Genomic DNA, 24,138 nt, shown 5'->3' on the forward strand with positions numbered 1-24,138 from the left:
TCGAGACTCCTGGCGATCTCCCCGAGTGCCCCAGTGCGGAAGAGGTGTCCACGCGACGCCCTGCACCGGCTTCAGCGATCACCTCCGACCGTGTACATCATCCCCGAAGACGTTCTAAAGCCATCTCACGTCGACGAGAGCGACGACCGCGAGCACGAACTCGTCGCTGACGGCGGAACGCCGCTCGTCTGTGACGTGGAGGTGTGCGAATCCCGACTGCCGTCCGTGTCTACCCGACGAACGGACGCACGAACCACTCCGCGTATCGGTGTGGGGACTGCCTCGACGACGACCGGAATCGAGATCACTTCGACGAGTGGTGGCGCGCGATCGAGCGTGACCGTCTCGAGACCGATGGCGGGGTCGTCGCTATCCGACGCGAGGCCGACAGCGCCGGGTTAGTGGGCGCTTAACTAAGTGTGCCGCCCCCGATAGATCGCCCGGGGTGCCTCTTTGAGGCTGTCGCGACCGGGGAGCGGCCCGGACGCCGTCGGTATCTCGAACCGGGCTTAAGCCGGTGGCGGTCGACGGTACGATACGATGACTCGCGAGACGACTCGGCGGGTAGCCACCTGCCTGTTAGCGCTGGCGATCACGGCGTCGCTGGCGACGTCGGTAGCCGCCGTGGCCGAACCCCGGCAAGAGCCGGCGAACACGTCACCGCCCGTGACCGTCTACGTGAGCGAGACGCTCGATATCTCGTCGGTGCAGATGACCGGCGGCGGAACGATCGGAACCGAAACGACCACGTTCGTCGACACCGCGGACGGCCACACGTTCAACGTCAATCCGCCGAGCGCGGACTTCGACGACATCGAGCAGGGGGCGTACTACGCCGCGAAAGACGGCGACGAACGAGCCGAACTGATCGTCGTCGAGCCCCGGGTCACGGATCTCGTGCTCCGGAACGAACGCGGGGTGAACGTCACCGGCGACACCGTCCCGCCCGACGACCTCGAAGAACTCCGGATCACGGCGCGCTACACGTTCGAAGACGCCGACCGACTCGACGTCACCGCCGACAGCCCGTCCGGACTCGACCTCGCCGGGAACCGACGCATCACGTCCAGCGGGCAAACCGTCGTCGTCGAAATCGGCGACGTTCGGCGGGGAACGTACACCGTCACCGTCGAGGGAAGCAACGTCGAGGCCGGAACGCGGACGGCCCGAGTGACCGTCGGCGGTGGCGCGACGCCGCCGGCGACGGCGACGCCTACGCCGACGGCAACGCCGACCGCTACCTCGACGGCAACGCCGACCGCTACCTCGACGGCGACGCCGACCACGACGCCGACGGCAACTCCCGCGCCGACGCCCACGCCGACCACGACGCCCACCCCGACGACGGGTGACGGAGTGGGCTTCGGCGTCACGGTAACCCTCCTCGCACTGGTGGCTGCGACGCTCCTCCTGTGGCGCGAGAACTGACAGTCGGGTGCGACTCGACGCTCAGTCCATCGAGGGTGCCCGTCTCAGGAACCGTTGCCAGATCCGAACGCTCTCCTCCCACGTCTGCCAGGCGAAGCACCAGGGGCCGAGGACCCGTCGAACGTCTCCGTCCGCCAACCGCCGGGACGTGACGGTGTATTCACACTCGGGACAGAGATACCGCGTCTCGCGAGCCGACTCGACGAGATTCCAGTCGCCGTCGGATCGACTCTGATGACCACAGTCCGGACAGAAGAGCGTCGACTTGGCCGGCGCGTCGCGCGCCGGCGGCGGATCCGGATCGCTCGTGTGTAGAGACAGGAGCGAGACGTTCGAAACTCCCACCTACGAGGAAGCCATATTCATTAAACACCGTAGAGTGGCCCCTGCGCGTCCGTCAGACTTCGACGGCCGTCTTCCAGACGTGGTAGATGGCGTCGCCGTCCCGGACGTATCGGCCCGCGTTCGGCACCGCCGGGAGGGTTTCGAGCGTGTCAAGCAACCCCGAGAACGCCGCAGAGAGGGGGCGGTCCTCCTCGTATCGCGACTCCCGGATCGCCCGCCGGAGCAGCTCGCGCTGTGCCGCCGACAGCGACAGCGACGAGACGGTACGGACGTACGCGGAGCGGAGATGGTCGCGAAAGGCATCCGCGCCGTCGGCGACGTGCGAGAGCGCGTAGCGAACGTCGAGTTCGGTCACCTCGTCGATTCGCTGGAAGGTGACCTCGAAGACGTCGTCCTCGTAGTCGACGGTTACCGTCTTCTCGGTGACGAACCGCGATTCGGCCGCGACGCTCCGGTTCTCGAACGTGTAGAGGAACGTCCCCGCGAACGGCGTCCCGCGTTGGCGGTACTCCTCGGTGAGGCCCGCGCGGAACACCGCCCGGTCGCGCGACGAGAGTTCCGAGAACGGGACGCCCTCCCCTGCGTCCGGGAGAGCACCTCGACGTGGAACCGGTGGACGGTGCGAGGTCGCTGGGCCAGCGTCTCGCGCTCGACGCGGAAGAACTCCCCGCCGAGGCGGACGAACGGTTCGGATGCGAACGGGAGCCGGTCGCTCCGGACGACGTTCGTTACCGTGTACGCCCCCGTCTCCCGGATTTCGTCGAGGGCGTCCCGCTGTGACCGGGACAGGTCGTCGAAGGTCTCGACGGCCGCCTCGGCGACGTCGGGGACCGAAACGGGTTCGAGGTGGAGCGAAACGGTGGACGGTCGGTAGGTCGGGCGGGCGGTGGTCGGGCTCCGTGTCGGCGTCCCGGTCGGCGTTCCGGTCGCCGTCGGCGTCCCGGATCCGTCCGCAGCGAGACAGCCCGCGAGCCCGAGCGTCGAGAGGACGCCCGCCCGCAACAGCGTTCGTCGCGTCGGCATGGGCGGCGACACTCGCCGACGCGAAAAGGGCCTTGTGGGCGACCGCGGAGTCGTCCGAGCGCGGACGTCGACCCGCCGGGTTCGGACCGCGGCGATGCGGCGGGTGGACCCGATTCCGGCAGAGGGTAGTCGACGCTCTCTCGAATCGAGATTCCGTAGCCGGGGAACGAAGTGCGCGGTTCGCATGCACCCGATAAACAGTCTTTTTACGCCAGGTGGAGTCGGTACGGCCATGTCAGAGCGACCTGAAGTCGGAGAGCTGACGCCGCCGGACCGGACCCTGATGGGCCCCGGCCCGAGCAACGTTCACCCGCGCGTCCTCCGCGCCATGAGCACGCCGCTGGTCGGCCATCTCGATCCGTACTTCCTGGAGATCATGGACGAGGTGAAGGAACTCCTCCGCTACGCGTTCCGCACGGAAAACGAGTGGACGTTTCCCGTCAGCGGGACGGGGACGGCGGCGATGGAGGCGGCCGTCGGAAACCTCGTCGAACCGGGCGACACGATGCTCGTCCCGGGCAACGGCTACTTCGGCGGCCGGATGGCCGCGATCGCCGAGCGCGCGGGCGGTGACGTCGTTCAGGTCGACGCGCCGTGGGGCGAGCCCTCGACCGGGTCGACGTCGCGGCGGCGTTCGACGAGCACCAGCCCGACGTGTTCGGCTTCGTCCACGCCGAGACGAGCACGGGCGTCCTCCAGCCCGACGTCTCCGAACTGACGAGCATCGCCCACGACCACGACGCCCTCGTCGTCGCGGACTGCGTCACCTCGCTCGGCACTGCCGAACTCCGCGTCGACGACTGGGACGTCGACGTGGCCTACTCCGGGTCACAGAAGGGCCTCTCCTGCCCGCCGGGCGCGAGTCCGGTCACCCTCAACGACCGCGCGGTGGACAAAGTCCAGTCCCGGCCGGAGCCGCCCCGGTCGTGGTATCTCGACCTCTCGCTGCTCGAAGACTACTGGGGCGAGGAGAGCGCCTACCACCACACCGCTCCCGTCACGAGCGTCTACGCCCTGCGCGAGGGCCTCCGCCTCGTCGCCGAGGAAGGCATCGAGGCGCGCTGGGACCGCCACCGCGAGGTGGCCGGCGAACTGAAGGCCGGCGTCGAGTCCATGGGCCTCGAGATGAACGCCGCCGACGAGTACTGGCTCCCGGCGCTGAACGCCGTCCGCGTTCCCGATGCGGTGGACGCCGACACCGTCATCAACCGATTGCTCGACGAGTACGACGTCGAAATCGCGGGCGGTCTCGGCGACCTCGCGGGCGACGTCTGGCGCATCGGCTGTATGGGCTACTCCGCGAACCGCCGGAACGTCACGTATCTGCTGGCCGCGCTGGAGGCGGTCCTCGACGACGAGGGCTACGACGTTCGCGAAACGTCGACGGCCGCCAACTGACGCCCGTTTCGTTCCGGGTTTCGCCGGTCGATCCGACCGGTTTCAGTCGTCGCCGACTTCCGGCGCGGGCGCGTGCATCTCGACGATGGTGTCGTGGTGCCGGCACGTCTCCAGGGCGTGTTTGGCGTCCATGCCGGCCGCCGCGGCCGTCGCCCCGCGGCCGACGCCGACTTTGAGTTCGACGCCGACGGCCTCCTCGACGTGGGCGATGGCGTCCGCGTAGTCGGCTTCGCTCATCTCGGGCGTCGCGGCGATGATGTTGTCGCCGCCGACGAAAAACGAGAGCCCGCCGTACTGCTCGCGGAGGTAGCGCATCAGCGTCGCGTACCCCTGTTCGATCTCGATGAACGAGTCGAACTCGTTGAGGCGGTCGGTGTACTTCTCGGTGGCGTCGTTGACGTCGAAGTGGGCGACGTGGACGTCGTCGGCCGTCCGATCGTCGATGGGGTCGCCCGCGAGCACCTCCCGCCGGTCGACGTCTTGGGCGCTCCCGGCGCGCTGGAGACCCGTCGTCGCCGCTTCGAGGGCGTCGGCCGGGTTCGGGTCGACGCCGACGCCGAGGCTGACCGTCACCGGGTAGCGGTTGCCGACGGTCTCTTGCAACTGGGCGTGGTCGGTCCGGTCCATCCCGTTGGTGACCGCGACCATGTTGTCGAACCGAGTGAAGAAGACGTAGCCGTCACGGTGGCCGACGAACTGCGCGAGGTCGGCGAACAGGCGGGACTGTAGCGTCTGGAGATCCATCTCCCGTCGGGGTTCCGGTGTGACGGTCCACGGCCCGTAGTTGTCTATCTGGACGAGCGTCAACTGCGTGTTCGTCACGGTGTTCGTAGGGAGGGGCCGGCACACACATTGCTCTTTGGTTCTCGAACGGCCCGCTCCGACCCGCGAGATTCAACACCCGTCGTCGCCTGACTCCGGCGATGACATACCGCGGGGTGGTACTCGACGTGGACGGCACGGTGGTTCGCGGCGACGACCCGATTCCGGGAGCTGCTGAGGGCGTCGACAGACTCGCCGCCGCCGGCCTCCGTCGCCTGTTCGTCTCGAACAACCCGACGAAGCGACCGCGGGCGTACGTCTCCCGTCTCGGCGACGCCGGCTTCGACGTGACGCCCGACGAAGTCGTCACCGCCGGTTCGGTGACGACGGACTTTCTCGCCGACGAACACCCCGACGACAGCCTCTACGTCATCGGCGCGCCGTCGCTGGTCGACCAGTTCGAGGACGCGGGCCTCGCCGTCGTCGAGGACGCCGCCGCCGCCGACGTCGTCGTCGCCTCCATCGATCACCGATTCGACTACGACGTGCTGTGCGAGGCGCTCTGGGCGCTCTCGGACGACGACGTTCGCTTCGTCGGCACCGACCCCGACATGGTGATTCCGGCCGCCGAACGCGACGTCCCGGGGTCGGGGGCCGTCATCCACGCCGTCTCCGGCGTCGCCGGGCGCGACCCGGACCGCGTTCTGGGAAAGCCCTCGGCGGAGACCCAGCGAGTGGTCCTCGACAGACTCGACGTCCCGCCGGCGGAGTGTCTCGTCGTCGGCGACAGACTCGACACCGATATCGCCCTCGGGGAGCGCGCGGGGATGACGACGGTGCTGGTCCGGACCGGCGTCACCGACGACCGGACGCTCCGGGAGTCCGACGTCACCCCGGACTACGTCCTCGACTCCCTCGGCGACGTGGGGCGCGTCCTCGACGACTGACTCACTCGTCGGCGAGGGGCAAGACCACGGTGACGACGGTGCCGCGGGGTTCGTCGTCGATGACGATCTCCCCGCCGTACTTGCGGACCGTCTCGCGGACGAAGTAGAGGCCGAATCCGGACCCGGGGTTGGTGTCGCCGGTGACGCCGCGTTCGAAGATGCGGGCGCGTTCCTCCGCGGGGATGCCCGGGCCGTTGTCCGCGACGCTGACGGCCACCTCCCGTTCGCGGACGTCGACGGAGACGTCCACCTCGGCGACCGGGCGATCGTTGTGCTGGACGGCGTTCGTCAGGACGTTCTCGAACACCGCGTCGAGGAGCGCGTCGCCCTCGACGGTGACGGCCGGGAGGTCGTCACAGCGCACCGCGACATCGTCGTGGTCGCGCCGGAGTTTCCGGAGACACGCGTCGAGGACGTCGTCGAGTCGCCTGGGTTCGAACTGGTGGTCCTCGTCGGGAGAGACGATCTTCATGAACGACCGCATCATCCCGACGAACTCCGTCATCTCCTCGGTGCGTTCCTGTATCGTCTTGAGATGGGCCATCGCCTCGGGGTCGACGAACCCGTCGAGGAGGCTCGCCCGCGACTGGACGACGTTCAGGCCGTTGAGGAGGTTGTGTCGCAGGATGCGGTTGACGAACGCCAGTCGCTCGTGCTGGCGTTCGAGTTCCACCTCGCGCTGTTTCCGCGCCGTGATGTCCTGAACGAGCGCCATGCCGCCGCTGACCGACCCGCCTTCCGTGAGGGGCGCGGTTCGTATCTCGAACGTTCGCCCGTCGTACTCGGCTTCCAGCGACCGAGACTCTCCCTGGAGCGTGTCGGCGTAGGCGTCGGCGACGCGGTCACGAAGGTCCGCGGGAACCGTCTCGACGTCGTGGACGCGCCGTCCCACCAGTTCCTCGGAGAACAGCGGGAACTGATCGTACAGGTTGCCGCCGACGCGCGTGTACCGCAGGTCGGTGTCGAACATCCCCACGCTCCCGTCGGGCAGGTTCTCGACGAGCGTGCGATACTGCTGTTCGCGTTCCCGGAGTTCCTGGCCGCGCTCGACGGCCGTGATCGCCATCCCGATGACCCGGCCCAACTGAGTGACGGCCTCGCGCTCCCGGCCGTCGAACGCCCCGGTGCGCGACGCGTAGACGTTCAACACGCCGTACTGCCGGTCCTGGTGGACGATGGGCACCGCCGCGGACGAGCGATACCCGATCTCTCGGGCGTAGTCGGCCCACTGCTCGTAGTCGGGGTCCGTCTGGGCGTCGTGGACGACCTGCGTATCCCCGGTGCGCAGTGCCCGCCCGGTCGGCCCCGTGCCGTGTTCGCCGTCGACGGTGATCGTCACGCTGTCGAGGTATCCTTCGATGCCGGCCTCTTCCCGTGCCACGACGGCACCCTCCTCGGTGTCGCCGATCCACGCGAACTCGTAGGAGTCCGAGTCGGCGAGGCGAGCGCAGACCACGCGTTCGATCTCCTGGCGGGTCGACTGGCCCGCCAGTTCGTAGTTGATCGTTCGCGTGACCGTGTTCACCTCCTCGAGGGCCGCGAGGCGCTCGCGCTGGCGTTCGAGTTTGGTCTCCCGACGCCGGCGTTCGATGGCCGTCGCCAGCACGTTCGCGACTCCCTGCACGAAGTCGGCGTCCTCCTCGCCGTACGCTCGCCGCTCCCGGTCGTGCGTCCCGAGAACGCCCCACGGGTCGTCCCGGGGGCCGATGACGACGCTGATGCCGCTGGTCACGTCGTGGTCGAGGAGGAGGTCCGAGCCGGAGAACCGCTCTTCGGCCGCCACGTCTTCGACGACGACTGGGCCCTCGGATTCGAGGGTGTAGCCCGCCTGCGATCCGCGGTCGGTCGGAACCGTCGCGTTCCCGACGAGGCCGTCCTGCCAGCCGACCCCCGCCCGGAGCAGCAGGTCGTCGTGGTCGGGGCGGCGGTCGAGCACCTTCGCGTAGTCGTTGTCGAGCGTCTCCGCGACGGCAGTTACCGCCTCCTCGAACAGGGCGTCGAGGTCCGGCGTCTCGAGCGCCATCTGCCCGAGTTCGGCGACCGTCGTCTGCTGTTCGGCCCGCCGTTCGAGTTCGCGCTCGTGTTCGACCTTCTCGGAGACGTCGCGGAAGTAGACGGAGAGCCCCGTCTCCGAGGGGTACGCGTGAACCTCGAACCAGCTGTCGAGCGGCGAGTACTGCGCCACGAACGTGACCGGGGACTGCGTCTCCATCGCCTCGCGGTACCGGTCTTCGAACGGCGTCCCGACCGCCGCCGAAAAGACGTCCCAGACGGACTGGCCGAGCACGTCGTCCGCGTCGACGTCGAGGAGTTCCTCCGCGCGCTCGTTGAGGTGCGTGAACCGCCACTCGGCGTCGAGGGCGAAGAAGGCGCGAGATGCGCCGGTAGATCTCGTCGAGTTCGGCCGCGAGTTCGTCGCGCTCCCGTTCGAGTTGGCGCGCGTAATGTTGCCGGTCGGTGACGTCCTCGGAGGCGACGACGGTGTACTCGAACTCGCCGGACGACCCGTCGCGAACGAGGCTGTACTCCCCGCCGGTGACGTCGATCGGCGCGGCGCTAACGGACACCCAGCGGGTCCCCTCCGGGAGTTCGATCCGGTGGAGTCGGTCCTCGACGACGACGCCGTCCGCGATGGCCCGGGCGTGTGGTCGCTCGTCCGGCGGAACCGAGTCACCGTCGGCGTCGTAGAAGTCGAGGTCGTCGAGGTCGTACGACCCGTCCGCCTCGTCGATGTCGAGTCGGTCGCATGCCCGTTCGTTCGCCCAGACGACGCGCCCGTCGCGGTCGGTGACGAGAACGCTCGTCGGGGCGATCTGTTGGGCGAGGCGATGGAAGGCGGCGTCCCGACGGCCCGCGTTGCCGTCGTCTCGTCCGTCGACCGCCCGTCGAACGTGGGTCGCGAGTTCGCCGTACGGCGGGTCGTCGCCCTCGAAGGGCACGTATCCGTCGACGCCGCCGGCGACGGCCTCGCGCGCGACCGCGACGCCGTTCTCCGCCGGCGCGAGGACGACCGGCAGATCGCCGTGACGCCCCCGAACCGTCCGAAGCAGGTCGACGCCCTCGCGGGTCGCGACGTCTCGGCCGACGACGACGCAGGCGGGGGTGTCCTCGGCGAGGCGGGCGAGCGCCTCGTCGACGTCGGTCACCGCGTCGACGACGTCACCGTTTAGTTCGGCTTCGAGTCGACTCGCATCCCGCCTCGCGGCAGTACCCGGACCGACGTAGAGGACCGGCCTCCTCGAGTCCCCACTCATCTGACTTTCACGGGCTACAACGTAGCCTCAAAAAGCGTTGTGCAAGCACGTGCCCTCCACCGGTCTGATTCCTGTCACGAGCGCCCGCTCACACCCGTCGGACCCCGGATATCGCGCAAATATTTATATACCCGCGTGATTCTATACCACGGTATGGAACAACGTGACACGACGTACGTCTTCCGCGACGAGATAGAGGACCCGCCCGAATACGACCCGGAGGAGCGGGAGGTGGTCATCGTCGACGGGCAGGCGATGAGTTTCCGCTGGTACCGCCGATAGACGTGGATTCTCACGGCGCTACATCGCCGCGAGCGGCGGCGCTGTCGGACGCCCGAAACGCCCCGCGGCGTCGCCGTCTCGGGCGAGCGCGGTGGCCGCGAAGGAACCGCTGGCCTCAGAACGCGTCGCCGTAGACGTCGACGTCCGCGTGGAGCCCCTCGCGGAGGGCGGCGTGGACGTGACAGATGTCCTCGGCGCGGTCGACGATCTCGGCGAGTTCCTCGTCGTCGAGGTCGGCCTCGACGTGGAGAGCGAAGCTAATGGATTCGAGGTCGTCGTCGTCGTCGAGGTCGGCGGTGGCGTCGATCTGGAGTTTGCCCAGGTCGTCGTGGTCGCGCTGTTGCCCGCCGACGCGGAACGCCGGGAGGAAACAGGAGGCGTACGTCGCGACGAGGGTGGCGTTCGGGTTCGGCCCCGTCTCGTCGGTGGCGTCGATGGCCAGTTCGAAGTCGCCGACCTGGCTGGTAGACGCGTATCCCTCCTCGCTGACGGTCGTGGTCTGGATGTCGCTCATTGCAACGGTCGAGTGGGCCGCGACCGCCCTAAAGATTGCCAAAGGGGACGACGTAGCCGGTGTCTCTCATCGGGACGCGCCCGCCACCAGTCTACGCGTCGTAGCGTCTCTCGAGGACGTACGTCTCGTCGCCGTCGAGGACGTGCACCTCGGCGTCGCTCCCGGTGCCCGCCACCTCGCGCTCGAAACGTTCGACGTCGATCTCGATCGGCGGGAACGTGTCGTAATGCATCGGGAAGACGTGGTCGACGTCGAGCCAGTCGGTGGCGACGGCGGCCTGCATCGGTCCCATCGTGTAGTGGTCGCCGACGGGGAGGGCCGCGGCGTCGGGTTCGAGATACGGCGCGATGACGTCGCGCATCTCCGTCATCAGGCCGGTGTCACCCGCGTGGTAGAACGTCAGCGACTCCTCGTCGGTCTCCTGTGTCGGTTTCACGTCGCTGATGACGTAGCCGGCCGGCATCCCGGCGGCGTACTCGTAGTCGGTGTTGATGCCGTTGGTGTGGTCCGCGCGGTGCATCGTCACGAAGGCGTCGCCACACTCGACGGTACCGCCGAGGTTCATCCCGACGGTGTCCTCGACACCCATCTCCGCTGCGACGTACGTCGCCAGTTCGGGCGTCGCGACGACGGTGGTGTCCGCGAAAGCGTCCACGTCCGCGATGTGGTCCGCGTGACTGTGGGTCAGTAGAACGTAGTCGGGCGTCCCCACGTCCGACGGGTCGAGCGAGGTGTGTGGGTTGTCGAAGAAGGGGTCGATGAGCAGCGTCGTCTCGTCTACGGTGACGTGCCACGTCGAGTGGCCGTGCCAGGTTAGCTCCATCGTCATGGTTCGTCTATCGATTCTCACGAAAAACACGTCAATGTTTCTCCGGCCCCTCGCCGTCCCCGACGCGTCGTCCGGGGTGGGAAGGCTTAACCGACGTCCGGTCGACCCCTCCCCCATGCGACACGTCAGATTCCGAGACCCCGCGGGCGCGGTCCGCAACGGCGAGTGGGACGGCGATCAGGTGCGCTTCTGTGGCGAGACGTACGGCAGGGACGAAGTGGAGATTCTCGCGCCGACGGAGCCGAACAAGATCGTCTGCATCGGCCTCAACTACGCCGCCCACGCCGCGGAGACGGACTCCGACGTCCCCGACCGACCGATGCTCTTTCTCAAACCGCCGAACACCGTGGCGGCCCACGGCGACACCGTCACCCTCCCGGCGGGCAAGGAGGAGGTGGACTGGGAGGCCGAACTCGGCGTCGTCGTCGGCGAGCAGTGCCGGCACGTCGCCGCGGAAAACGCGGCGGACGTCATCGCCGGCTACACCTGCGTCTGTGACATCTCGAACCGCGACGACCAGCGCGTCGAGCAGAACTGGGTGCGCGGCAAGGCCTTCGACGGGGCCGCCCCTATGGGGCCCGTCGTCGCCGACCCGGAGCACGTCCCCGACGATGCCACCGTCGTCTCCCGGATCAACGGCGAGACCAGACAGAGATCGGACGTTTCCGACCTCATCTTCTCCGTCCCGGAACTGATCGAGGAGATTACCCAGTACATGACCCTCGAACCCGGCGACGTCATCTCCACCGGGACGCCCTCCGGCATCGGCTCTTTCGACGACGGCGATCACTGCGAGATCGAAGTCGAGGGCGTCGGCGTCCTCGAGTTCGACGTCCGAAAACCGTAACCCCGTCCCGAACGACAAGCCATAAGTTTAGGCTCGCCTAATTCCCGCCGATGAAACTGTCACGCGGCGACGGAGTCGCGGGCGGCGTCGGGACGGACGTCGGTGGACGGAGGCCGTTCGCGGGCGACACCGAGAGCCACCAGTATCTCCCGCCGACCGACCCATGAGCGACGTCGCCGACGTCTGCGTGGTCGGGGCCGGGCCGGCGGGAGGGATTCTCGCCGCTCGCCTCGCGGAACGGGGTCACGACGTGGTCGTCCTCGAGGCGGGCCCCCGGTTCGACGGCGACAGACGCGAACGGATGGAGAACCACGTCCGTCCCGGCGGCGGGTCGGTGTGGGAGATGGGCGGCGACCGCGACGCCTACACGTCGGCGGGGAGCAAGTACTACCCCCTGAACGCGGCGCGAGTGAAAGGCGTCGGCGGGTCGACGCTCCACTGGCAGGGGATGGTGATGCGCCTGCACGAACGCGACTTCGAGATGCGGACGCGCCACGGCGTCGGCGCGGACTGGCCCGTCGACTACGAGGACCTGCGGCCGTACTACGCCGCCGCGGAGCGCGAACTCGGCGTCGCCGGGGCCGACGACAACCCCTACGCGCCGCCCCGCGAGGAACCGTATCCGCTCCCCGCCTTCCCGCCCTCCTACAGCGACTCCATCTTCGCCGAGGCGTGCGAACGACTCGGCATCGACATGCATTCGGTCGGGAACGCCCGCAACTCGGAACCGTACGACGGTGCGTCGGCCTGCGTCGGCTACGGCACCTGCAAGCCCGTCTGTCCCTCCGGTGCGAAATACACCGCCGAACGCCACGTCGACGCCGCGGAGACGGCCGGCGTGCGCGTCGTCGACCGCGCGCCCGTCCAGCGACTCGTCCACGACGACGCCGGCGACGAGATCGAGGCCGCGGTCTACGTCAGGGAGGAAACGCGCCGACAGGCGGCCCGCCAGTTCGTCGTCGCCTGCGGCGGCGTCGAGACGCCGCGCTTGCTCTTGCTCTCTGCCTCGCCCCAGCATCCGGACGGCCTCGCCAACTCCAGCGGCCTCGTCGGGCGCTACTTCATGGACCACCTGTTCGCCGGCGTCGGCGGGCGCGTCGACCGGCGGACGCGACAGAACCACGTCGGTTTCAACACCAGCGAGTGCCACGGCTTCTACGACGACGCCGATCCGGTCGAAGGGATGAAACTGGAGTTTCTGAACTACGCCGGCCCCTCGCCCGTCTCGATGGCGCTCGACTCGGAGACGTGGGGCGACGACCTCCTCGAAACCCTCAGGGAGTCGTACGGCACCCACCTCGCCGTCGGCGCGCTGGTCGAGCAGTTCCCCCGCGAGGAGAACCACGTTGCGCTCGACGCGTCGACGACGGACGACCACGGCAACCCCGTTCCCGAACTCCACTGGTCGCTGACGACCGGACGGCGGCGGCCATCGAACGCGCGAACGAGATCCAGCGGCGCATTCTCTCGGAACTCGACGCCGAAGTCGACTGGGTCGTCGGCCCCGAGGAGACCGGGCCGGCGTTCCACCACATGGGCACGACTCGAATGGGGACCGACCCGGCCGAGAGCGTCGTCGACGCCGACTGCCGGACCCACGACCACGGGAACCTCTGGGTCGCGGGCAGCAGCGTCTTCCCCACCAGCGGCGCGATGAACCCGACGTTGACCATCGCCGCCCTGACCCTGCGACTCGCGGAGCGACTGGACGCCGAACTGTGAGCCTCAGACGGGTTCGGGCAGGTCGACGGGGACGTGCCGCTCGAACGCGTGGCCCGCCGCGAGCACCGTCGAGTCGGCGAACCGCTCGCCGACGAGCATCAGCCCGACGGGGAGGTCGTCGACCGTTCCACACGGCACCGACAGCGCCGGATGGCCCGTCACGTCGGACGGTGCCGTGTTGTTTAGCGCGTTCAGCGCCCGTTCGACGACCTCCAGCCGCGAGAGGTCGGTCCGGTGACGGTGGGCGGTCTGGGGCGTCGTCGGCATCGCCAGCACGTCCACGTCCGTCAACTGCTCGTCGTAGGCGGCGGTGAGCTTCCGGCCGAGGTTCTGGGCTTTCGCGTAGTAGTGACTCCGGTACCGGTCGGCGAGATACTGGCCCAGGACGAGGGTGAATTTCACCGTCGTCAGATAGTCGTCGGCGTGGGCGCGGCGCGCCCTCCCGAAGGCGTCCATGAAGGCGGTGTCGTAGTAGCCGTCGCCGTAATGGCCGATACCCTCGGCGTTTATCGTCGCCGTCGTCTCCTCGATGGCGACGCCGTTCCAGATGGCGACGCCGTCGCGGTGCATCGGCACCGACACCTCCTGGACGTCCGCGCCGGCGTCGGCGAACCGATCGAGTGCCCCGCGCACCGCCTCATCGACGCCGGGGTCGCTCTCGTCGTGGGCGAACCCCTCCTCGACGACGCCGACGGTCAGATCCGACGGGTCACGGGACAGCGCGTCGGCGTACGTGTCGTCGGGGACCCATCCCTGCCGGGGATCTTTCGGATCCTTGCCCGCGACGACGTCCATGACGAGGGCGGCGTCGGCGACGGTCGTCGTCATCGGGCCGACGTGGTCGAACGACCGGCCGAGCCCCGCGACGCCCGTGTAGGGGACGAGCCCGTGGGTCGGTTTGTGGCCGACGCCGCCGCTCCACGACGCCGGGATGCGGACGGAGCCGCCCTGGTCGCCGCCGATGGCGACGTCTACCTCGCCCGAGACGACGGCGGCGATCGAGCCACTGGACGATCCGCCCGCGACGTGTTCGGTGCTCCGCGGGTTCAACACCGGCCCCGTCGCCGAGAGTTCGCCGCTCCCCGAGAAGGCCATGTCCTCCATGTTCAGTTTCCCCGTAATCGTCGCGCCGGCGTCGAGCATCCGCGTGACGATGGTGGCGTCGATCTGGGGGACGTACCCCTCGAACAGTTTCGAGCCACAGGTCATCTCGACGCCGGCCACCGAGACGGTGTCCTTGAGTCCCACTTCGTATCCCGAGAGCGGACCGTCGTCCGCGCCGCGCACCTCGCACTTGCGAACGAAGGCGTTCAACGGATCCTCGTCCGCGTCGGGGCGATAGCCCGGATCGCGGTCGGTGTACTTCACGTCCGGCGACGGGTCGGGCAGTTCGTCGAGTCGTTCGTACCCTTCGAGGGTCGCCTCCGCGAGGGCGACGAAATCCTCGACTTCGTCCGCCGAGAGGTCCATGTGGTGTTTCGCGGCCATCTCTCGGACGTCCTCCGGCGTCGGCGGTCTGACGTTCGGCGGGATTTCGGACATGGTATTACAGACCACGGCAGTCCGTATCAGTATTGGGACTCGAACGGTGACGCATTGAGCACCCTTAAGAGTCACCGTCCGCAAGGATTTCCCATGCAACCACGGGACCTGTCGGCGCTCACGCCCTACGTACCCGGTCGCGGTGCCGCGGAGGTCGCGCGGGAACTCGGCGTCGATCCGGCGGACCTGACCAAACTCTCGTCGAACGAGAATCCCTACGGGCCGAGCGACGCGGCCGTCGAGGCCATCGAAGCCACCGCCGAGCGCGTCGGCGTCTATCCGAAGGCCTCACACACCGATCTGACGGACCGCCTCGCCGACCACTGGGGCGTCGCGTCCGAGCAGGTGTGGGTGACCCCGGCGCTGACGGCGCGCTCGACTACCTCGCGCGGGCGATGCTCGACCCCGGCGACAGGGTGCTCGCGCCCGAACCCGGCTTCTCGTACTACCGGATGAGCGCGCGCTACCACCACGGCGAAGTCGACCGCTATCACCTCTCGAAGGACGACGACTTCGCCCAGACGCCCGAGACGGTGCTCGACGCCTACGACGACCACCGAATACTCTACCTGACGACGCCCCACAACCCGACGGGGTCGGAGTTCGCCCGGGCCGACGTCCGCGAACTCGCGGAGTCGGTCGCGGACCACACCCTCCTCGTCGTCGACGAGGCCTACGGCGAGTACACCGAACGGCCGAGCAGCGTCGCCCTCCTCGACGACTACGACAACGTCGCCGTCACGCGCACCTTCTCGAAGGCGTACGGTCTCGCCGGCCTGCGGATCGGCTACGCCGTCGTCCCCGAACCGTGGGCGGACGCCTACGCCCGCGTCAACACCCCCTTCGCCGCCAGCGAGGTCGCTCTCCGGGCCGCCCTCGCCGCCATCGACGATCAGGCACACGTCGACGACGTCGTCGAGAGCGCCCGCCGGATGCGGTCGTACCTCCGCGCCGAACTCGACGCGCCGACGTGGGCCAGCGGCGGTAACTTCGTCCTCGCGGACGTGGGCGACGCCAGCGCGGTCGCCGACGCGAGTCAGCGAAACGGCGTCATCGTCCGCGACTGTTCGAGCTTCGGCCTGCCGGGGTGTATCCGCGTCTCCTGTGGCACCGAACCCCAGACCCGCGAGGCCGTCGACGTCCTCAACGACGTCGTCAGCGAGGTGGAGGCGTGAGAGTCGCCGTCACCGGCACCCCCGGCACGGGGAAGACGTCGGCGACGGACCGCCTCGACGAACCTGTCGTCCACCTCAACGACGCCATCCGCGAACACGAACTCTGGAGCGAACGCGACGAAGAGCGCGACTCGCTGGTGGCCGATCTGGAGGCCGTCCGCGAGTGGCTCGGCGACTGGGACGGCGTCGTCGAGTCGCATCTCGCACACCACCTCGACGCCGACAAGGTCGTGGTCCTGCGCTGTCAGCCTGCGGAACTCGAACGCCGCCTCGAAGCGCGCGGGGAACCGGAGCGCAAGGCCCGCGAGAACGCCGAGAGCGAAGCGCTCGACGTGATTCTGTCGGAGGCGGTCGACGCCCACGGCGAGGAGAACGTCTACGAAATCGACACCACCGACCGGACGCCCGAGGAGGTGGCCGAGGGGATTCGGCGCGTCCTCGACGGCGACCGCGACCCGAGCGCCGGCGAGGTCGACTTCACCGGCTACCTATGACGCTCGATCGGCTCCGGCCCGTCGCCAACCGCGTCCTCGTCCCCCTCGTCGAGGGGGCGGACCGCCTCGGTCTCACGCCGAACGGTGTCAGCGTCCTCGCGTTCGGTTTCGCCGTCGCCGCCGCCGGCGCGTTCTACGTCGCGACGCCCGTCGGCTACGCCGCCGGCGCGCTCTGTGTCTTTCTCAACGGATGGCTCGACCTCCTCGACGGCGAACTCGCGCGGAAACAGGGCGTCGAGTCGAAGGCGGGCGACCTGCTGGATCACGTTCTCGACCGCTACGCCGACATCGTCGTCATCGTCGGGTTGGCGGCGGGCGTCGACGAGTACGTCCTCGGCCTCCTCGCGGTGACGGGTGTGCTGATGACCTCCTACCTGGGAACGCAGATCCAGGCCGTCGGCCTCGGCCGGGAGTACGGCGGCCTGGTGGGCCGCGCGGACCGCCTCGCGCTCGTCGGGGCGGCGGCCATCGGAACGGCCCTGTATCCCGCGGCGATAGGGTGGTACTCGATCGCCGGCTGGCTGCTGGTCGTCTTCGCCCTCGTCGGCCACCTGACCGCGCTCCAGCGATTCTGGGGCGCGTGGAGCGACCTCCGGTAAAACCTTTATTCGCACCGCCCGAACCCCGACCATGACGCTCGAACAGTCCGAATCCGAGTTGCGACGCGGCGACGAGGCACCCGACTTCGAGTTGCCGGGCACCGACGGCGAGACGTACACGCTCGACTCCTTCGCCGACTACGACGCCCTCCTCGTGGTCTTCACCTGCAACCACTGTCCGTACGCGAAAGCGAAGTTCGACGAACTCAACTACCTCGCCGAAACGTACGACAACCTCGCGGTCGTCGGAATCAACCCCAACGACGCCGAATACAAACCCGAGGACTCCTTCGAGAAGATGCGGGAGTACGTCGACGACGGCACCGTCTCCTACGACGTCTACCTGCGCGACGAGTCACAGGACGTCGCCCGCGCGTACGACGCCGTCTGTACGCCCGACCCGTTCCTCTTTCGCAACGACGACGGCAGCTTCCGGTTGGCGTATCACGGCCGCATCGACGACGCCATGGACCCCGACAGCGAACCCGCGGAGTACGAGATGCGCGAAGCCGTCGAGGACGTCCTCGCCGGCGAGGACGTGTCCCTGCCGGACCGACCCTCCCGCGGGTGTAGCATCAAGTGGAAGTAGGGCACGCCGTGCGAAAGCGATAACCGCCGCGTCGGCGTAGACGGAGCCGATGACCGACGCCACAGCGGCCACGAAACCGATCGACGTCGCGACGAAAGCGGGCCTCGATGCCGTCGTCGACGAGACCGACCTGGTCCTCGTGGAGTTCTACACCGAGGGTGTGGCCTCTGTGCGAGTCTCGACCCCGTCCTCGGCAACGTGGCGCGTGCGACGGACGCCGCCGTCGTCACCGTCAACCCCCGCGACGACCCGCCGCTCGTCGAGGAGTACGCGATTCGGAGCGTGCCGACGCTGATCCTCTTCGAGGACGGCACGCAGGTCGGTCGACTCGACGAGGGGTTTCAGGGGACCGAGGCGATCGTCGACTTCGTCGAGAATCAGGGTTAGTCGCGCACCGACTCGAAGGCCTCGCGGGCGTTCTCGACGGCCGCCTCGCGCTTCGCGGGGTAGGCCTCGACTTTCGCCCGGAGCGTGATGCCCTCGCCCTGTCGCACCTCGCCCCGGAAGGCGGTCTGCTTGTCGAGTCGGAGGAAAAACGAACAGTTGTCGTCGACCCGGTCGTCGAGTTCGTCGAGGACGGCGTCGATGTCCGGCAGTTCGGCGAGCTTTCCGAGGACGTGTCGGACGCCGTCGGCGTTCTCGACGCGGGCCGAGAGGACGACGATGCGGTCGCCGTGGTACCCCTCGCTGGTCGTCCGTTCGAGTTCGAACTCCTCGGGCAGGAACGTCCGAAGCGCCGCTTCTACGCGTTTCGCGTCCTCCGTGGCGTAACAGAACGCGCGGAGGTCGACGTAGTGGAATGGAACGGTCGACATGCGATGGGGGAGGAAGTCCTATTCCTCGTCGGCGGATTCGAGCGACCCTTCGGGCACGCCCGTCTCCTGTCCTTCCTCGAAGCTAACGGTGTAGGTGGCGTCGCCGAACATCGTCTCCATCACCTGCGTGACGGTGCCGACTTCGCCGTCATGTTCCGAGTGCTTGTCGTGGAGGACGACTTCGTCGTCTTTCTCGAAGCTCATGGTATCGGAAATTCCCGGCCGCCGGATAAAAAGTCAGTGATACGCCCGCGGAGCGGTCGCTCCCGAGCGTGAGAAAATCGTGAAAGTTCGTTCGCCGCCTGTACGTCCGTTTCGGGTGTGTTCGCTCTGGGATTCAGAGGCGCTGGAGATTCTCGGCGCGCGGGCCTTTGTCGGCCTGCACGATGTCGAATTCGACTTCCTGACCTTCTTCGAGGTCCGGGCCGCCGATGTCTTCCATGTGGAAGAACACGTCCTCGTCAGAGTCCTCAGTATCGATGAAACCGTAACCACCAGTGTCGTTGAAGAAATCGACCGTACCTTTCGCCATTGCCTTTGAAGCATACACGCGGGGACGTAAAAGCTTTCGTATTTCGGGTTGCGCCGACGACACCGCGACCCGCCGGCCGACAGTATAAATACGGCCGCCGCTTCGGCTTTCGTATGGACACTACCCGACGCGCGTATCTCGCCGGGGTCGCGGGGACAGTCGGACTCGCTGGCTGTCTCGGCGGCGGCTCGTCCGGAGCGAGCGGCTGTGAGATAGACGACGAACCGGCCGTCGAGTCGCTCCCGGCACCCGTCCTCGGCGACCCCGACGCCGACGTGACGGTGCTGGCGTTCGAGGATTTCGCCTGTCCCCACTGTGCGACGTTCAGTCTCGAGGTTGTCCCACAACTCCGCGAATCGTACACCGACCCGGGGACGATTCGCTACGAACATCACGACCTCCCCATCCCCGTCGACGAGAAGTGGTCGTGGAAGGCCGCCAGCGCCGCCCGCGGCGTCCAGGACGAAGTCGGCGACGAGGCGTTCTTCGAGTTCGCACACGCCATGTTCGAGAGCCAGGGCGACTACTCCATGTCGCTGGTCACCGAGCTGGCGAACGAGGCGGACGCGCCCGGCTGTGCGATACAGGCCGACGCCGTCAACGAGACGTATCGCCCGGTCCTCGAAGCCGACCGGCAGTACGCGGTCGAACTCGGCGCGGGCGGGACGCCCGCCGTCTACGTGAACGGCGAGTCGGTCGACCCGACCTACGAGTCCATCGCCGACGCCATCGACGCCGCGACGTGAACGGGCGGGCTTTCGCCCCCGGCGTTCGAGAACCGCACCATCGGGCCTATATTCTCCCGTCCGTTACGGGCGGACGATGCCAGTAGCGAGTCGTCACGGACGCGCGGGGAGTGAGCGGCGGTGAACCGCCGCCGGTTGCTCGCGGGGCTGGTCGGCACGGGCGTCGCCGGCGCGGGGGCGTGGGTGGCGACGAACGGCCTCGGCGAGAGCGGCGTCGCCGCCGAAGTCGAGACGCTCGACGCCCGCGGGTCGAACGCGGGGACCCAGCGAATCCCCGTCCCGGGGACGCCGACGGTCGTCGACCTCTTCGCGACGTGGTGTGGCCCCTGCGTCGAGCAGATGGACGCCCTTGCGGCGGTCCACGGGGAGTACGCCGACCGCGTCGCGTTCGTCTCCGTCACCAACGAGCGCTTCGGCGGCGGCCTCACCCGCGAAGACGTGGTCCGGTGGTGGGCCGACAACGACGGCGACTGGACGCTCGGTCACGACCCCGACGGGACGCTCCACCGGGAGCTGAACGCGACCGGACTGCCGTACCTCGCGGTGATAGACGCCGGGCGCGACGTGCAGTGGACCCACGGCGGGACGGCCTCAGCCTCGCTTCTCGGGCGGCAGGTCGAGTCGGCTCTCGGAGCCGAGTAGATGGCCGACGCCGGACTCCTCGGGACGCTGACGTTCGCCGTCGCCGCGGGACTGGCGACGTTCTTCGCACCCTGTGCCTTCCCGCTCCTTCCGGGCTACGTCGGCTACTATCTCAGCCGTAACGATGCCGACCTCGGCGGCGCGCTTCTCCGTGGCGTCGCCGCCGCCGGAGGCGCACTCCTCGTCCTCGGCGGTGTCGGCGGGACGTTGCTCGCGGTGGGACAGCAGTTCGCCCGGCACCTCCCCTTCTCGAACCCGCCATCGGACTCGCGCTGGTCGTCCTCGGGAGCCTCTACCTGACCGGCCGCACGCCCGCCGTCCACGTCGAACTCCCCGAACGCCGGGCGTCGGTGGCCGGCTTCGCCGTGTTCGGCGGCGGCTACGCCCTCGCCGCCGCCGGCTGTGTCGTTCCCGTCCTCCTCGGCGTCGTAGCCCAGTCGCTCGCCCTCCCGACCGGCCAGGCCGCCGTCGCCCTCGGCAGTTACGCGGGCGCGGTCGCCCTCCCGCTGACCGGCGTGACGCTCGCCGCTGCCGCCGGCGGCGACGTCCTCCGCGATGCGAGCACACACGTCGGCCGGGTCCAGCGGGCCGCCGCCGCCGTGATGGTGCTCGCCGGAATCGCCCAGATCGCGGCGTCGCTCTCGTACCTCGGCGTCGTGTAAGCGCCTCGGACCTTTATCTCGGCGTCGTGTAAGCGCCTCGGACCTTTATCTCGGCGTCGTGTAAGCGCCTCGGACCTTTATCTCGGCGTCGTGTAAGCGCCTCGGACCTTTATCTCGGCGTCGTGTAAGCGCCTCGGACCTTTATCTCGGCGTCGTGTGAGTTCGAACGTCTATCTCGACGCCACCAGCGGACGCCGAATTTCGACGCGCGCACCAGACGACACTTGTCGTCGCAGGTGTAACGTCCGTTCGATGCGAACGCGACGGACCTACCTACGAACTGCCGGAACTGCCGGTCTCGCGGCAGTCGGCGGCTGTCTCGGCGGCGGCGACCCCAACACGACGCTCGGGAAGCCAGACCGGAGAGACGGCGTGACGAGCGGAGACCTCTCGTATCCGGCGTGGGGCGAGCAGATTCCGGACGTGACGCTCCCCGACCCGATCGCCGGACGAGAGGTCAGCCTCCGCGACGTCGACCGGCCGGCGTTCGTGACCTTCTTCTACTCCAACTGCATGAGCGTCTGTCCGCGGCTCATCAGCACCCTCCGAGAGGTGCAGATACACAGCATTCAGAACGGTTACGCCGACGACGTGGCCTTCTATCCCGTCTCCTTCGACCCCGAACGCGACACCGCTGGGCGACTGCGGACTTACGCCGAGCAGATGAACGTCGACCGACAGGTCGGCAACTGGCACTTCCTCCGGCCGGACGGCCGCGACCGGGCGAAGGCCGTCCTCGAAGGCGAGCTCGGGTTCGCCTTCCGGCGGACCCAACCGGAGTCGGGGGATGAGTACATGTTTACTCACATCGGCCTCGTCCTCCTCGTGAACGCGGACGGCTACGTCGAACGCGCGTATCGGGGCCGAGAGCCGAGCGAGGAGCGGTTCGTTCAGGATCTAAAGACGGTGCGGACCGGCGGCGGCCTCCTCTAGTCGTGGCCGGAGACGCGGACGGGTTCGTACGGCTCTTCCAGATACTCGACGTCGCTGTCGCTGAGGGAGATGTCGAGCGCCTCGACGGCGTCCTCGAGATGTTCGACGCTCGTCGTGCCGACGATGGGCGCGTCGACCCAGTCCTTGTGTAGCACCCACGAGAGCGCGATCTGGGCCATCTTGACTCCCTTCTCGTCGGCTAACTCCTGGACGCGGGCGTTGACCTCGGGCCCGCCGCCCTCGCGGTAGGGGTGGCGGTGGATGTACTCCTCGCTCGCCCCGCGCGTCGTCGCCTCGACGTCTTCGTGGGGGCGGGCGAGATATCCCCGGGCCAGCGGCGACCACGGGATGACCGCCACACCCGCTCTCTCACAGAGCGGGAGCATCTCGCGTTCCTCCTCGCGGTAGGCGAGGTTGTAGTGGTTCTGCATCGTCAGAAACCGTTCGAGACCGAGTCGGTCGCTCGTGTGGAGCGCGTCGGCGAACTGGTGTGCCCACATGGAACTCGCGCCGAGATACCGGACTTTTCCCCGCCGTACCGCGTCGTCGAGCGCTCGCATCGTCGTCTCGATCGGCGTCTCGTAGTCCCAGCGGTGAATCTGGTAGAGGTCGATCGTCTCCATCCCGAGGCGAGCAAGCGAGTTCTCCAGTTCCTGCTCGATGGTCTTGCGGGAGAGCCCCCCGAGTGGGGGTTGTCCTCGTCCATCTCGTGGAAGACCTTCGTCGCGACGGTCATCTCGTCGCGTCGTCCCTCCAGGGCCTTCCCGAGAACCCGCTCGGACTCACCTTTCGAGTACATGTTCGCCGTGTCGAAGAAGTTGATGCCGAGTTCGACGGCCCGGTCGACGAGTTCGAGGCCTTCCTCCTCGTCTAAGACCCACTCGCGCCAGTCGCTCGATCCGAAGCTCATACAGCCGAGGCAGATCCGCGACACTTCGAGACCCGTATCGCCGAGCGTCGTGTACTCCATACCCGCCGGACGCCTGCCGGCTACAAAAATCTACGCGCCAGTGGCGACTCGCCCGACGCCGACCTCGGATCGTCTTTCGAGGCCACATAACGCCGATGCGGCCCGTGCTACGGTCCGGTCGAACCCCTCTCTGGGACTTTCCCGACTGAAGCGACGCTCCGGGAGATGCACGTCGCTGAAACGAAGAATCGACAGGTACACCTACGGACGCCGTCGCCTGCGTCAGAGCGCCGCCGGGGCGCGTCTACACGCGCTGCAGGTTCTTCGCACGAGGGCCTTTGTCGGCCTGCTCGATGTCGAATTCGACCTCCTGGCCCTCTTCGAGGTCCGAGCCGCCGATGTCCTCCATGTGGAAGAACACGTCCTCGTCCGCTTCGTCCGTCTCGATGAAACCGTAGCCGCCAGTGTCGTTGAAGAACACGACCGTACCAGTCGCCATTGCGGTTCCTATGACGGCGACCTAACAGATAAGGATTCCGGGGGTGCCGACTCACTTTCCGTCGCGGCCGAGCGCGTGGAATTCGTCGTTGGGGCGCATCTCGGCGAACATCGCCATCCGATTGCTCAGATTGAAGAAGGCGGCGACGGCACCGATGTCCCATATCTCCTCTTCAGTGTACCCCACCTCGCGGAGCCGCCCGAGGTCGGCTTCGGTCACGTCGGTCGGGTGTTCGGTGAGTTTCACCGCCACGTCGAGCATCGCCATTCGTTTCTCGCTGACGTCGGCCGATCGGTAGTTGGCGATCAGCTGATCCGCGAGCGTCGGGTCCTCCGCGTAGATGCGGACGAGTGCGCCGTGGGCGACGTTGCAGTAGTAACAGTGATTGACGCCGGAGACGGCGACGACGATCATTTCGACTTCCTCGCGGTCCAGCGTCGTGTCGTCGACGAGGGCGTCGTGGTAGTCGAAGAAGGCCCGGAAGTGCGTGGGTTTGTACGCGAACGCGGAGAAGACGTTGGGCGTGAATCCCGCGCGGTCGGCCTCTTCGGCGATTCGCTCCCGCAGGTCCTCGGGGAGGTCCTCGAAGTCCGGGACGGGGAACTGGCGCATCGCGTCGTCGAGCAGTTCGGGGTCCGACATGCGCGGA

The 24,138-nt window shown here is 68.0% G+C and carries 22 protein-coding genes and 7 pseudogenes; 15 read left to right on the forward strand and 14 right to left on the reverse strand.

All coding sequences use genetic code 11. The features are described 5' to 3' along the window. Positions 1–540: 540 nt before the first annotated feature. Positions 541–1,428, forward strand: coding sequence for a hypothetical protein (locus tag ACFQJD_RS06775; RefSeq protein ID WP_379797066.1), 888 nt, complete (start codon positions 541–543; stop codon positions 1,426–1,428). 21 nt (positions 1,429–1,449) lie between these two features. On the opposite strand, the gene ACFQJD_RS06780 is transcribed toward ACFQJD_RS06775, so the two are convergent. Together ACFQJD_RS06780 and ACFQJD_RS06785 are read right to left on the reverse strand one after the other, a co-directional pair. Next, the gene (locus ACFQJD_RS06780; protein WP_379797068.1) at positions 1,450–1,773 is read right to left on the reverse strand and encodes a hypothetical protein; all 324 of its coding nucleotides are present in this window, start codon (positions 1,771–1,773) and stop codon (positions 1,450–1,452) included. A gap of 408 nt (positions 1,774–2,181) precedes the next feature. Further along, positions 2,182–2,796, reverse strand: a complete 615-nt coding sequence (locus ACFQJD_RS06785) for a hypothetical protein (RefSeq protein ID WP_379797070.1) — start codon at positions 2,794–2,796, stop codon at positions 2,182–2,184. 232 nt (positions 2,797–3,028) lie between these two features. Here ACFQJD_RS06785 and ACFQJD_RS06790 point away from each other — a divergent pair. Further along, positions 3,029–4,194 (forward strand): annotated as a pseudogene (locus tag ACFQJD_RS06790) (pyridoxal-phosphate-dependent aminotransferase family protein). Positions 4,195–4,236: 42 nt separating this feature from the next. On the opposite strand, the gene ACFQJD_RS06795 reads toward ACFQJD_RS06790, so the two are convergent. Then, the gene (locus ACFQJD_RS06795) at positions 4,237–5,016 is read right to left on the reverse strand and encodes a GTP cyclohydrolase III (RefSeq protein WP_379800431.1); all 780 of its coding nucleotides are present in this window, start codon (positions 5,014–5,016) and stop codon (positions 4,237–4,239) included. Positions 5,017–5,117: 101 nt separating this feature from the next. Here ACFQJD_RS06795 and ACFQJD_RS06800 point away from each other — a divergent pair, with 101 nt between their 5' ends. Then, entirely contained in the window at positions 5,118–5,903 is a 786-nt protein-coding gene (locus ACFQJD_RS06800; RefSeq protein WP_379797071.1) for an HAD-IIA family hydrolase, read from the forward strand. Position 5,904: 1 nt separating this feature from the next. Here the strand turns inward: ACFQJD_RS06800 and ACFQJD_RS06805 are convergent, their stop codons facing one another. Continuing rightward, positions 5,905–8,577 (reverse strand): GAF domain-containing protein, encoded by a 2,673-nt coding sequence (locus ACFQJD_RS06805; protein WP_379797073.1) that lies wholly within the window; start codon positions 8,575–8,577, stop codon positions 5,905–5,907. Then, positions 8,492–9,157: pseudogene (locus ACFQJD_RS06810) on the reverse strand (PAS domain-containing protein); the annotation flags it as partial. The pseudogene ACFQJD_RS06810 and the gene ACFQJD_RS06805, both read right to left, overlap by 86 nt. A gap of 153 nt (positions 9,158–9,310) precedes the next feature. Between ACFQJD_RS06810 and ACFQJD_RS06815 the strand changes: the two are divergent. Beyond that, a complete protein-coding gene (locus tag ACFQJD_RS06815; RefSeq protein WP_379797076.1) occupies positions 9,311–9,439 on the forward strand; it encodes a hypothetical protein in 129 nt (42 codons plus the stop codon). A gap of 115 nt (positions 9,440–9,554) precedes the next feature. On the opposite strand, the gene ACFQJD_RS06820 is transcribed toward ACFQJD_RS06815, so the two are convergent. Further along, entirely contained in the window at positions 9,555–9,953 is a 399-nt protein-coding gene (locus ACFQJD_RS06820) for an OsmC family protein (RefSeq protein WP_379797078.1), read from the reverse strand. Positions 9,954–10,044: 91 nt separating this feature from the next. After that, on the reverse strand, positions 10,045–10,776 hold the full coding sequence (locus ACFQJD_RS06825; RefSeq protein WP_379800432.1) for a metal-dependent hydrolase: 732 nt from the start codon (positions 10,774–10,776) through the stop codon (positions 10,045–10,047). 121 nt (positions 10,777–10,897) lie between these two features. On the opposite strand from ACFQJD_RS06825, the gene ACFQJD_RS06830 reads away from it, so the two are divergent. Together ACFQJD_RS06830 and ACFQJD_RS06835 are read left to right on the forward strand one after the other, a co-directional pair. Next, complete coding sequence (locus ACFQJD_RS06830) at positions 10,898–11,629, forward strand: fumarylacetoacetate hydrolase family protein (protein WP_379797080.1); 732 nt, start codon at positions 10,898–10,900, stop codon at positions 11,627–11,629. A 163-nt stretch (positions 11,630–11,792) separates the two neighbouring features. After that, positions 11,793–13,351, forward strand: a pseudogene (locus ACFQJD_RS06835) (GMC family oxidoreductase). 3 nt (positions 13,352–13,354) lie between these two features. Here ACFQJD_RS06835 and ACFQJD_RS06840 read toward each other — a convergent pair. Then, complete coding sequence (locus ACFQJD_RS06840; protein ID WP_379797082.1) at positions 13,355–14,893, reverse strand: amidase; 1,539 nt, start codon at positions 14,891–14,893, stop codon at positions 13,355–13,357. 93 nt (positions 14,894–14,986) lie between these two features. Here ACFQJD_RS06840 and hisC point away from each other — a divergent pair. The 5 genes and pseudogenes from hisC (at position 14,987) to ACFQJD_RS06865 (ending at position 18,137) form a co-directional block, all read left to right on the forward strand. Continuing rightward, positions 14,987–16,068 (forward strand): annotated as a pseudogene (hisC, locus tag ACFQJD_RS06845) (histidinol-phosphate transaminase). Continuing rightward, on the forward strand, positions 16,065–16,562 hold the full coding sequence (locus tag ACFQJD_RS06850; RefSeq protein WP_379797083.1) for an adenylate kinase family protein: 498 nt from the start codon (positions 16,065–16,067) through the stop codon (positions 16,560–16,562). The pseudogene hisC and the gene ACFQJD_RS06850 overlap by 4 nt, the downstream one beginning before the upstream one ends. Beyond that, entirely contained in the window at positions 16,559–17,161 is a 603-nt protein-coding gene (locus ACFQJD_RS06855; RefSeq protein ID WP_379797085.1) for a CDP-alcohol phosphatidyltransferase family protein, read from the forward strand. Before ACFQJD_RS06850 ends, ACFQJD_RS06855 begins: the two co-directional genes overlap by 4 nt. 31 nt (positions 17,162–17,192) lie before the next feature. Further along, positions 17,193–17,750 (forward strand): thioredoxin family protein, encoded by a 558-nt coding sequence (locus ACFQJD_RS06860; RefSeq protein WP_379797087.1) that lies wholly within the window; start codon positions 17,193–17,195, stop codon positions 17,748–17,750. 49 nt (positions 17,751–17,799) lie between these two features. Further along, positions 17,800–18,137: pseudogene (locus ACFQJD_RS06865) on the forward strand (thioredoxin family protein). Here the strand turns inward: ACFQJD_RS06865 and ACFQJD_RS06870 are convergent. The 3 genes from ACFQJD_RS06870 to ACFQJD_RS06880 all read right to left on the reverse strand — a co-directional run bounded on the left by ACFQJD_RS06870 (position 18,134) and on the right by ACFQJD_RS06880 (position 19,097). Next, positions 18,134–18,565 carry an RNA-binding protein gene (locus ACFQJD_RS06870; RefSeq protein ID WP_379797089.1) on the reverse strand — a complete coding sequence of 144 codons (432 nt, stop codon included), beginning with the start codon at positions 18,563–18,565 and terminating at the stop codon, positions 18,134–18,136. The pseudogene ACFQJD_RS06865 and the gene ACFQJD_RS06870 sit on opposite strands and share 4 nt — an antisense overlap. A gap of 18 nt (positions 18,566–18,583) precedes the next feature. Further along, positions 18,584–18,769 carry a DUF1918 domain-containing protein gene (locus tag ACFQJD_RS06875; protein WP_379797091.1) on the reverse strand — a complete coding sequence of 62 codons (186 nt, stop codon included), beginning with the start codon at positions 18,767–18,769 and terminating at the stop codon, positions 18,584–18,586. Positions 18,770–18,902: 133 nt separating this feature from the next. Then, on the reverse strand, positions 18,903–19,097 hold the full coding sequence (locus ACFQJD_RS06880) for a cold-shock protein (protein ID WP_379797092.1): 195 nt from the start codon (positions 19,095–19,097) through the stop codon (positions 18,903–18,905). A 113-nt stretch (positions 19,098–19,210) separates the two neighbouring features. Here ACFQJD_RS06880 and ACFQJD_RS06885 point away from each other — a divergent pair, with 113 nt between their 5' ends. The 4 genes and pseudogenes from ACFQJD_RS06885 to ACFQJD_RS06900 all read left to right on the forward strand — a co-directional run bounded on the left by ACFQJD_RS06885 (position 19,211) and on the right by ACFQJD_RS06900 (position 22,080). Beyond that, positions 19,211–19,843, forward strand: coding sequence for a DsbA family protein (locus ACFQJD_RS06885; protein WP_379797093.1), 633 nt, complete (start codon positions 19,211–19,213; stop codon positions 19,841–19,843). Positions 19,844–19,963: 120 nt separating this feature from the next. Further along, a complete protein-coding gene (locus ACFQJD_RS06890) occupies positions 19,964–20,485 on the forward strand; it encodes a TlpA family protein disulfide reductase (protein WP_379797095.1) in 522 nt (173 codons plus the stop codon). Continuing rightward, positions 20,486–21,147, forward strand: a pseudogene (locus tag ACFQJD_RS06895) (cytochrome c biogenesis CcdA family protein). Between the two features lie 252 nt (positions 21,148–21,399). Continuing rightward, positions 21,400–22,080, forward strand: coding sequence for an SCO family protein (locus tag ACFQJD_RS06900; RefSeq protein WP_379797097.1), 681 nt, complete (start codon positions 21,400–21,402; stop codon positions 22,078–22,080). On the opposite strand, the pseudogene ACFQJD_RS06905 reads toward ACFQJD_RS06900, so the two are convergent. From ACFQJD_RS06905 to ACFQJD_RS06915, 3 genes and pseudogenes are all read right to left on the reverse strand, one after another. Further along, positions 22,077–23,050 (reverse strand): annotated as a pseudogene (locus ACFQJD_RS06905) (aldo/keto reductase). The gene ACFQJD_RS06900 and the pseudogene ACFQJD_RS06905 overlap by 4 nt on opposite strands. Positions 23,051–23,294: 244 nt before the next feature. Then, positions 23,295–23,489 (reverse strand): cold-shock protein, encoded by a 195-nt coding sequence (locus ACFQJD_RS06910; protein ID WP_379797099.1) that lies wholly within the window; start codon positions 23,487–23,489, stop codon positions 23,295–23,297. Between the two features lie 51 nt (positions 23,490–23,540). Further along, positions 23,541–24,131 (reverse strand): peroxidase-related enzyme, encoded by a 591-nt coding sequence (locus ACFQJD_RS06915; protein ID WP_379797101.1) that lies wholly within the window; start codon positions 24,129–24,131, stop codon positions 23,541–23,543. Positions 24,132–24,138 lie beyond the last annotated feature (7 nt).

This window comes from Haloplanus sp. GCM10025708 (genome assembly GCF_042663985.1).
GTDB lineage: Archaea > Halobacteriota > Halobacteria > Halobacteriales > Haloferacaceae > Salinirarus > Salinirarus marinus.

What these genes read in the sequence shown, in the direction of transcription:
- ACFQJD_RS06775 (WP_379797066.1), top strand. Translation starts at nt 541, where the DNA reads ATGACTCGCGAGACGACTCGGCGGGTAGCCACCTGCCTGTTAGCGCTG.
- ACFQJD_RS06785 (WP_379797070.1), bottom strand. Translation starts at nt 2,796, where the DNA reads ATGCCGACGCGACGAACGCTGTTGCGGGCGGGCGTCCTCTCGACGCTC.
- ACFQJD_RS06800 (WP_379797071.1), top strand. Translation starts at nt 5,118, where the DNA reads ATGACATACCGCGGGGTGGTACTCGACGTGGACGGCACGGTGGTTCGC.
- ACFQJD_RS06815 (WP_379797076.1), top strand. Translation starts at nt 9,311, where the DNA reads ATGGAACAACGTGACACGACGTACGTCTTCCGCGACGAGATAGAGGAC.
- ACFQJD_RS06820 (WP_379797078.1), bottom strand. Translation starts at nt 9,953, where the DNA reads ATGAGCGACATCCAGACCACGACCGTCAGCGAGGAGGGATACGCGTCT.
- ACFQJD_RS06825 (WP_379800432.1), bottom strand. Translation starts at nt 10,776, where the DNA reads ATGGAGCTAACCTGGCACGGCCACTCGACGTGGCACGTCACCGTAGAC.
- ACFQJD_RS06830 (WP_379797080.1), top strand. Translation starts at nt 10,898, where the DNA reads ATGCGACACGTCAGATTCCGAGACCCCGCGGGCGCGGTCCGCAACGGC.
- ACFQJD_RS06840 (WP_379797082.1), bottom strand. Translation starts at nt 14,893, where the DNA reads ATGTCCGAAATCCCGCCGAACGTCAGACCGCCGACGCCGGAGGACGTC.
- ACFQJD_RS06855 (WP_379797085.1), top strand. Translation starts at nt 16,559, where the DNA reads ATGACGCTCGATCGGCTCCGGCCCGTCGCCAACCGCGTCCTCGTCCCC.
- ACFQJD_RS06860 (WP_379797087.1), top strand. Translation starts at nt 17,193, where the DNA reads ATGACGCTCGAACAGTCCGAATCCGAGTTGCGACGCGGCGACGAGGCA.
- ACFQJD_RS06870 (WP_379797089.1), bottom strand. Translation starts at nt 18,565, where the DNA reads ATGTCGACCGTTCCATTCCACTACGTCGACCTCCGCGCGTTCTGTTAC.
- ACFQJD_RS06875 (WP_379797091.1), bottom strand. Translation starts at nt 18,769, where the DNA reads ATGAGCTTCGAGAAAGACGACGAAGTCGTCCTCCACGACAAGCACTCG.
- ACFQJD_RS06880 (WP_379797092.1), bottom strand. Translation starts at nt 19,097, where the DNA reads ATGGCGAAAGGTACGGTCGATTTCTTCAACGACACTGGTGGTTACGGT.
- ACFQJD_RS06885 (WP_379797093.1), top strand. Translation starts at nt 19,211, where the DNA reads ATGGACACTACCCGACGCGCGTATCTCGCCGGGGTCGCGGGGACAGTC.
- ACFQJD_RS06900 (WP_379797097.1), top strand. Translation starts at nt 21,400, where the DNA reads ATGCGAACGCGACGGACCTACCTACGAACTGCCGGAACTGCCGGTCTC.
- ACFQJD_RS06910 (WP_379797099.1), bottom strand. Translation starts at nt 23,489, where the DNA reads ATGGCGACTGGTACGGTCGTGTTCTTCAACGACACTGGCGGCTACGGT.
- ACFQJD_RS06915 (WP_379797101.1), bottom strand. Translation starts at nt 24,131, where the DNA reads ATGTCGGACCCCGAACTGCTCGACGACGCGATGCGCCAGTTCCCCGTC.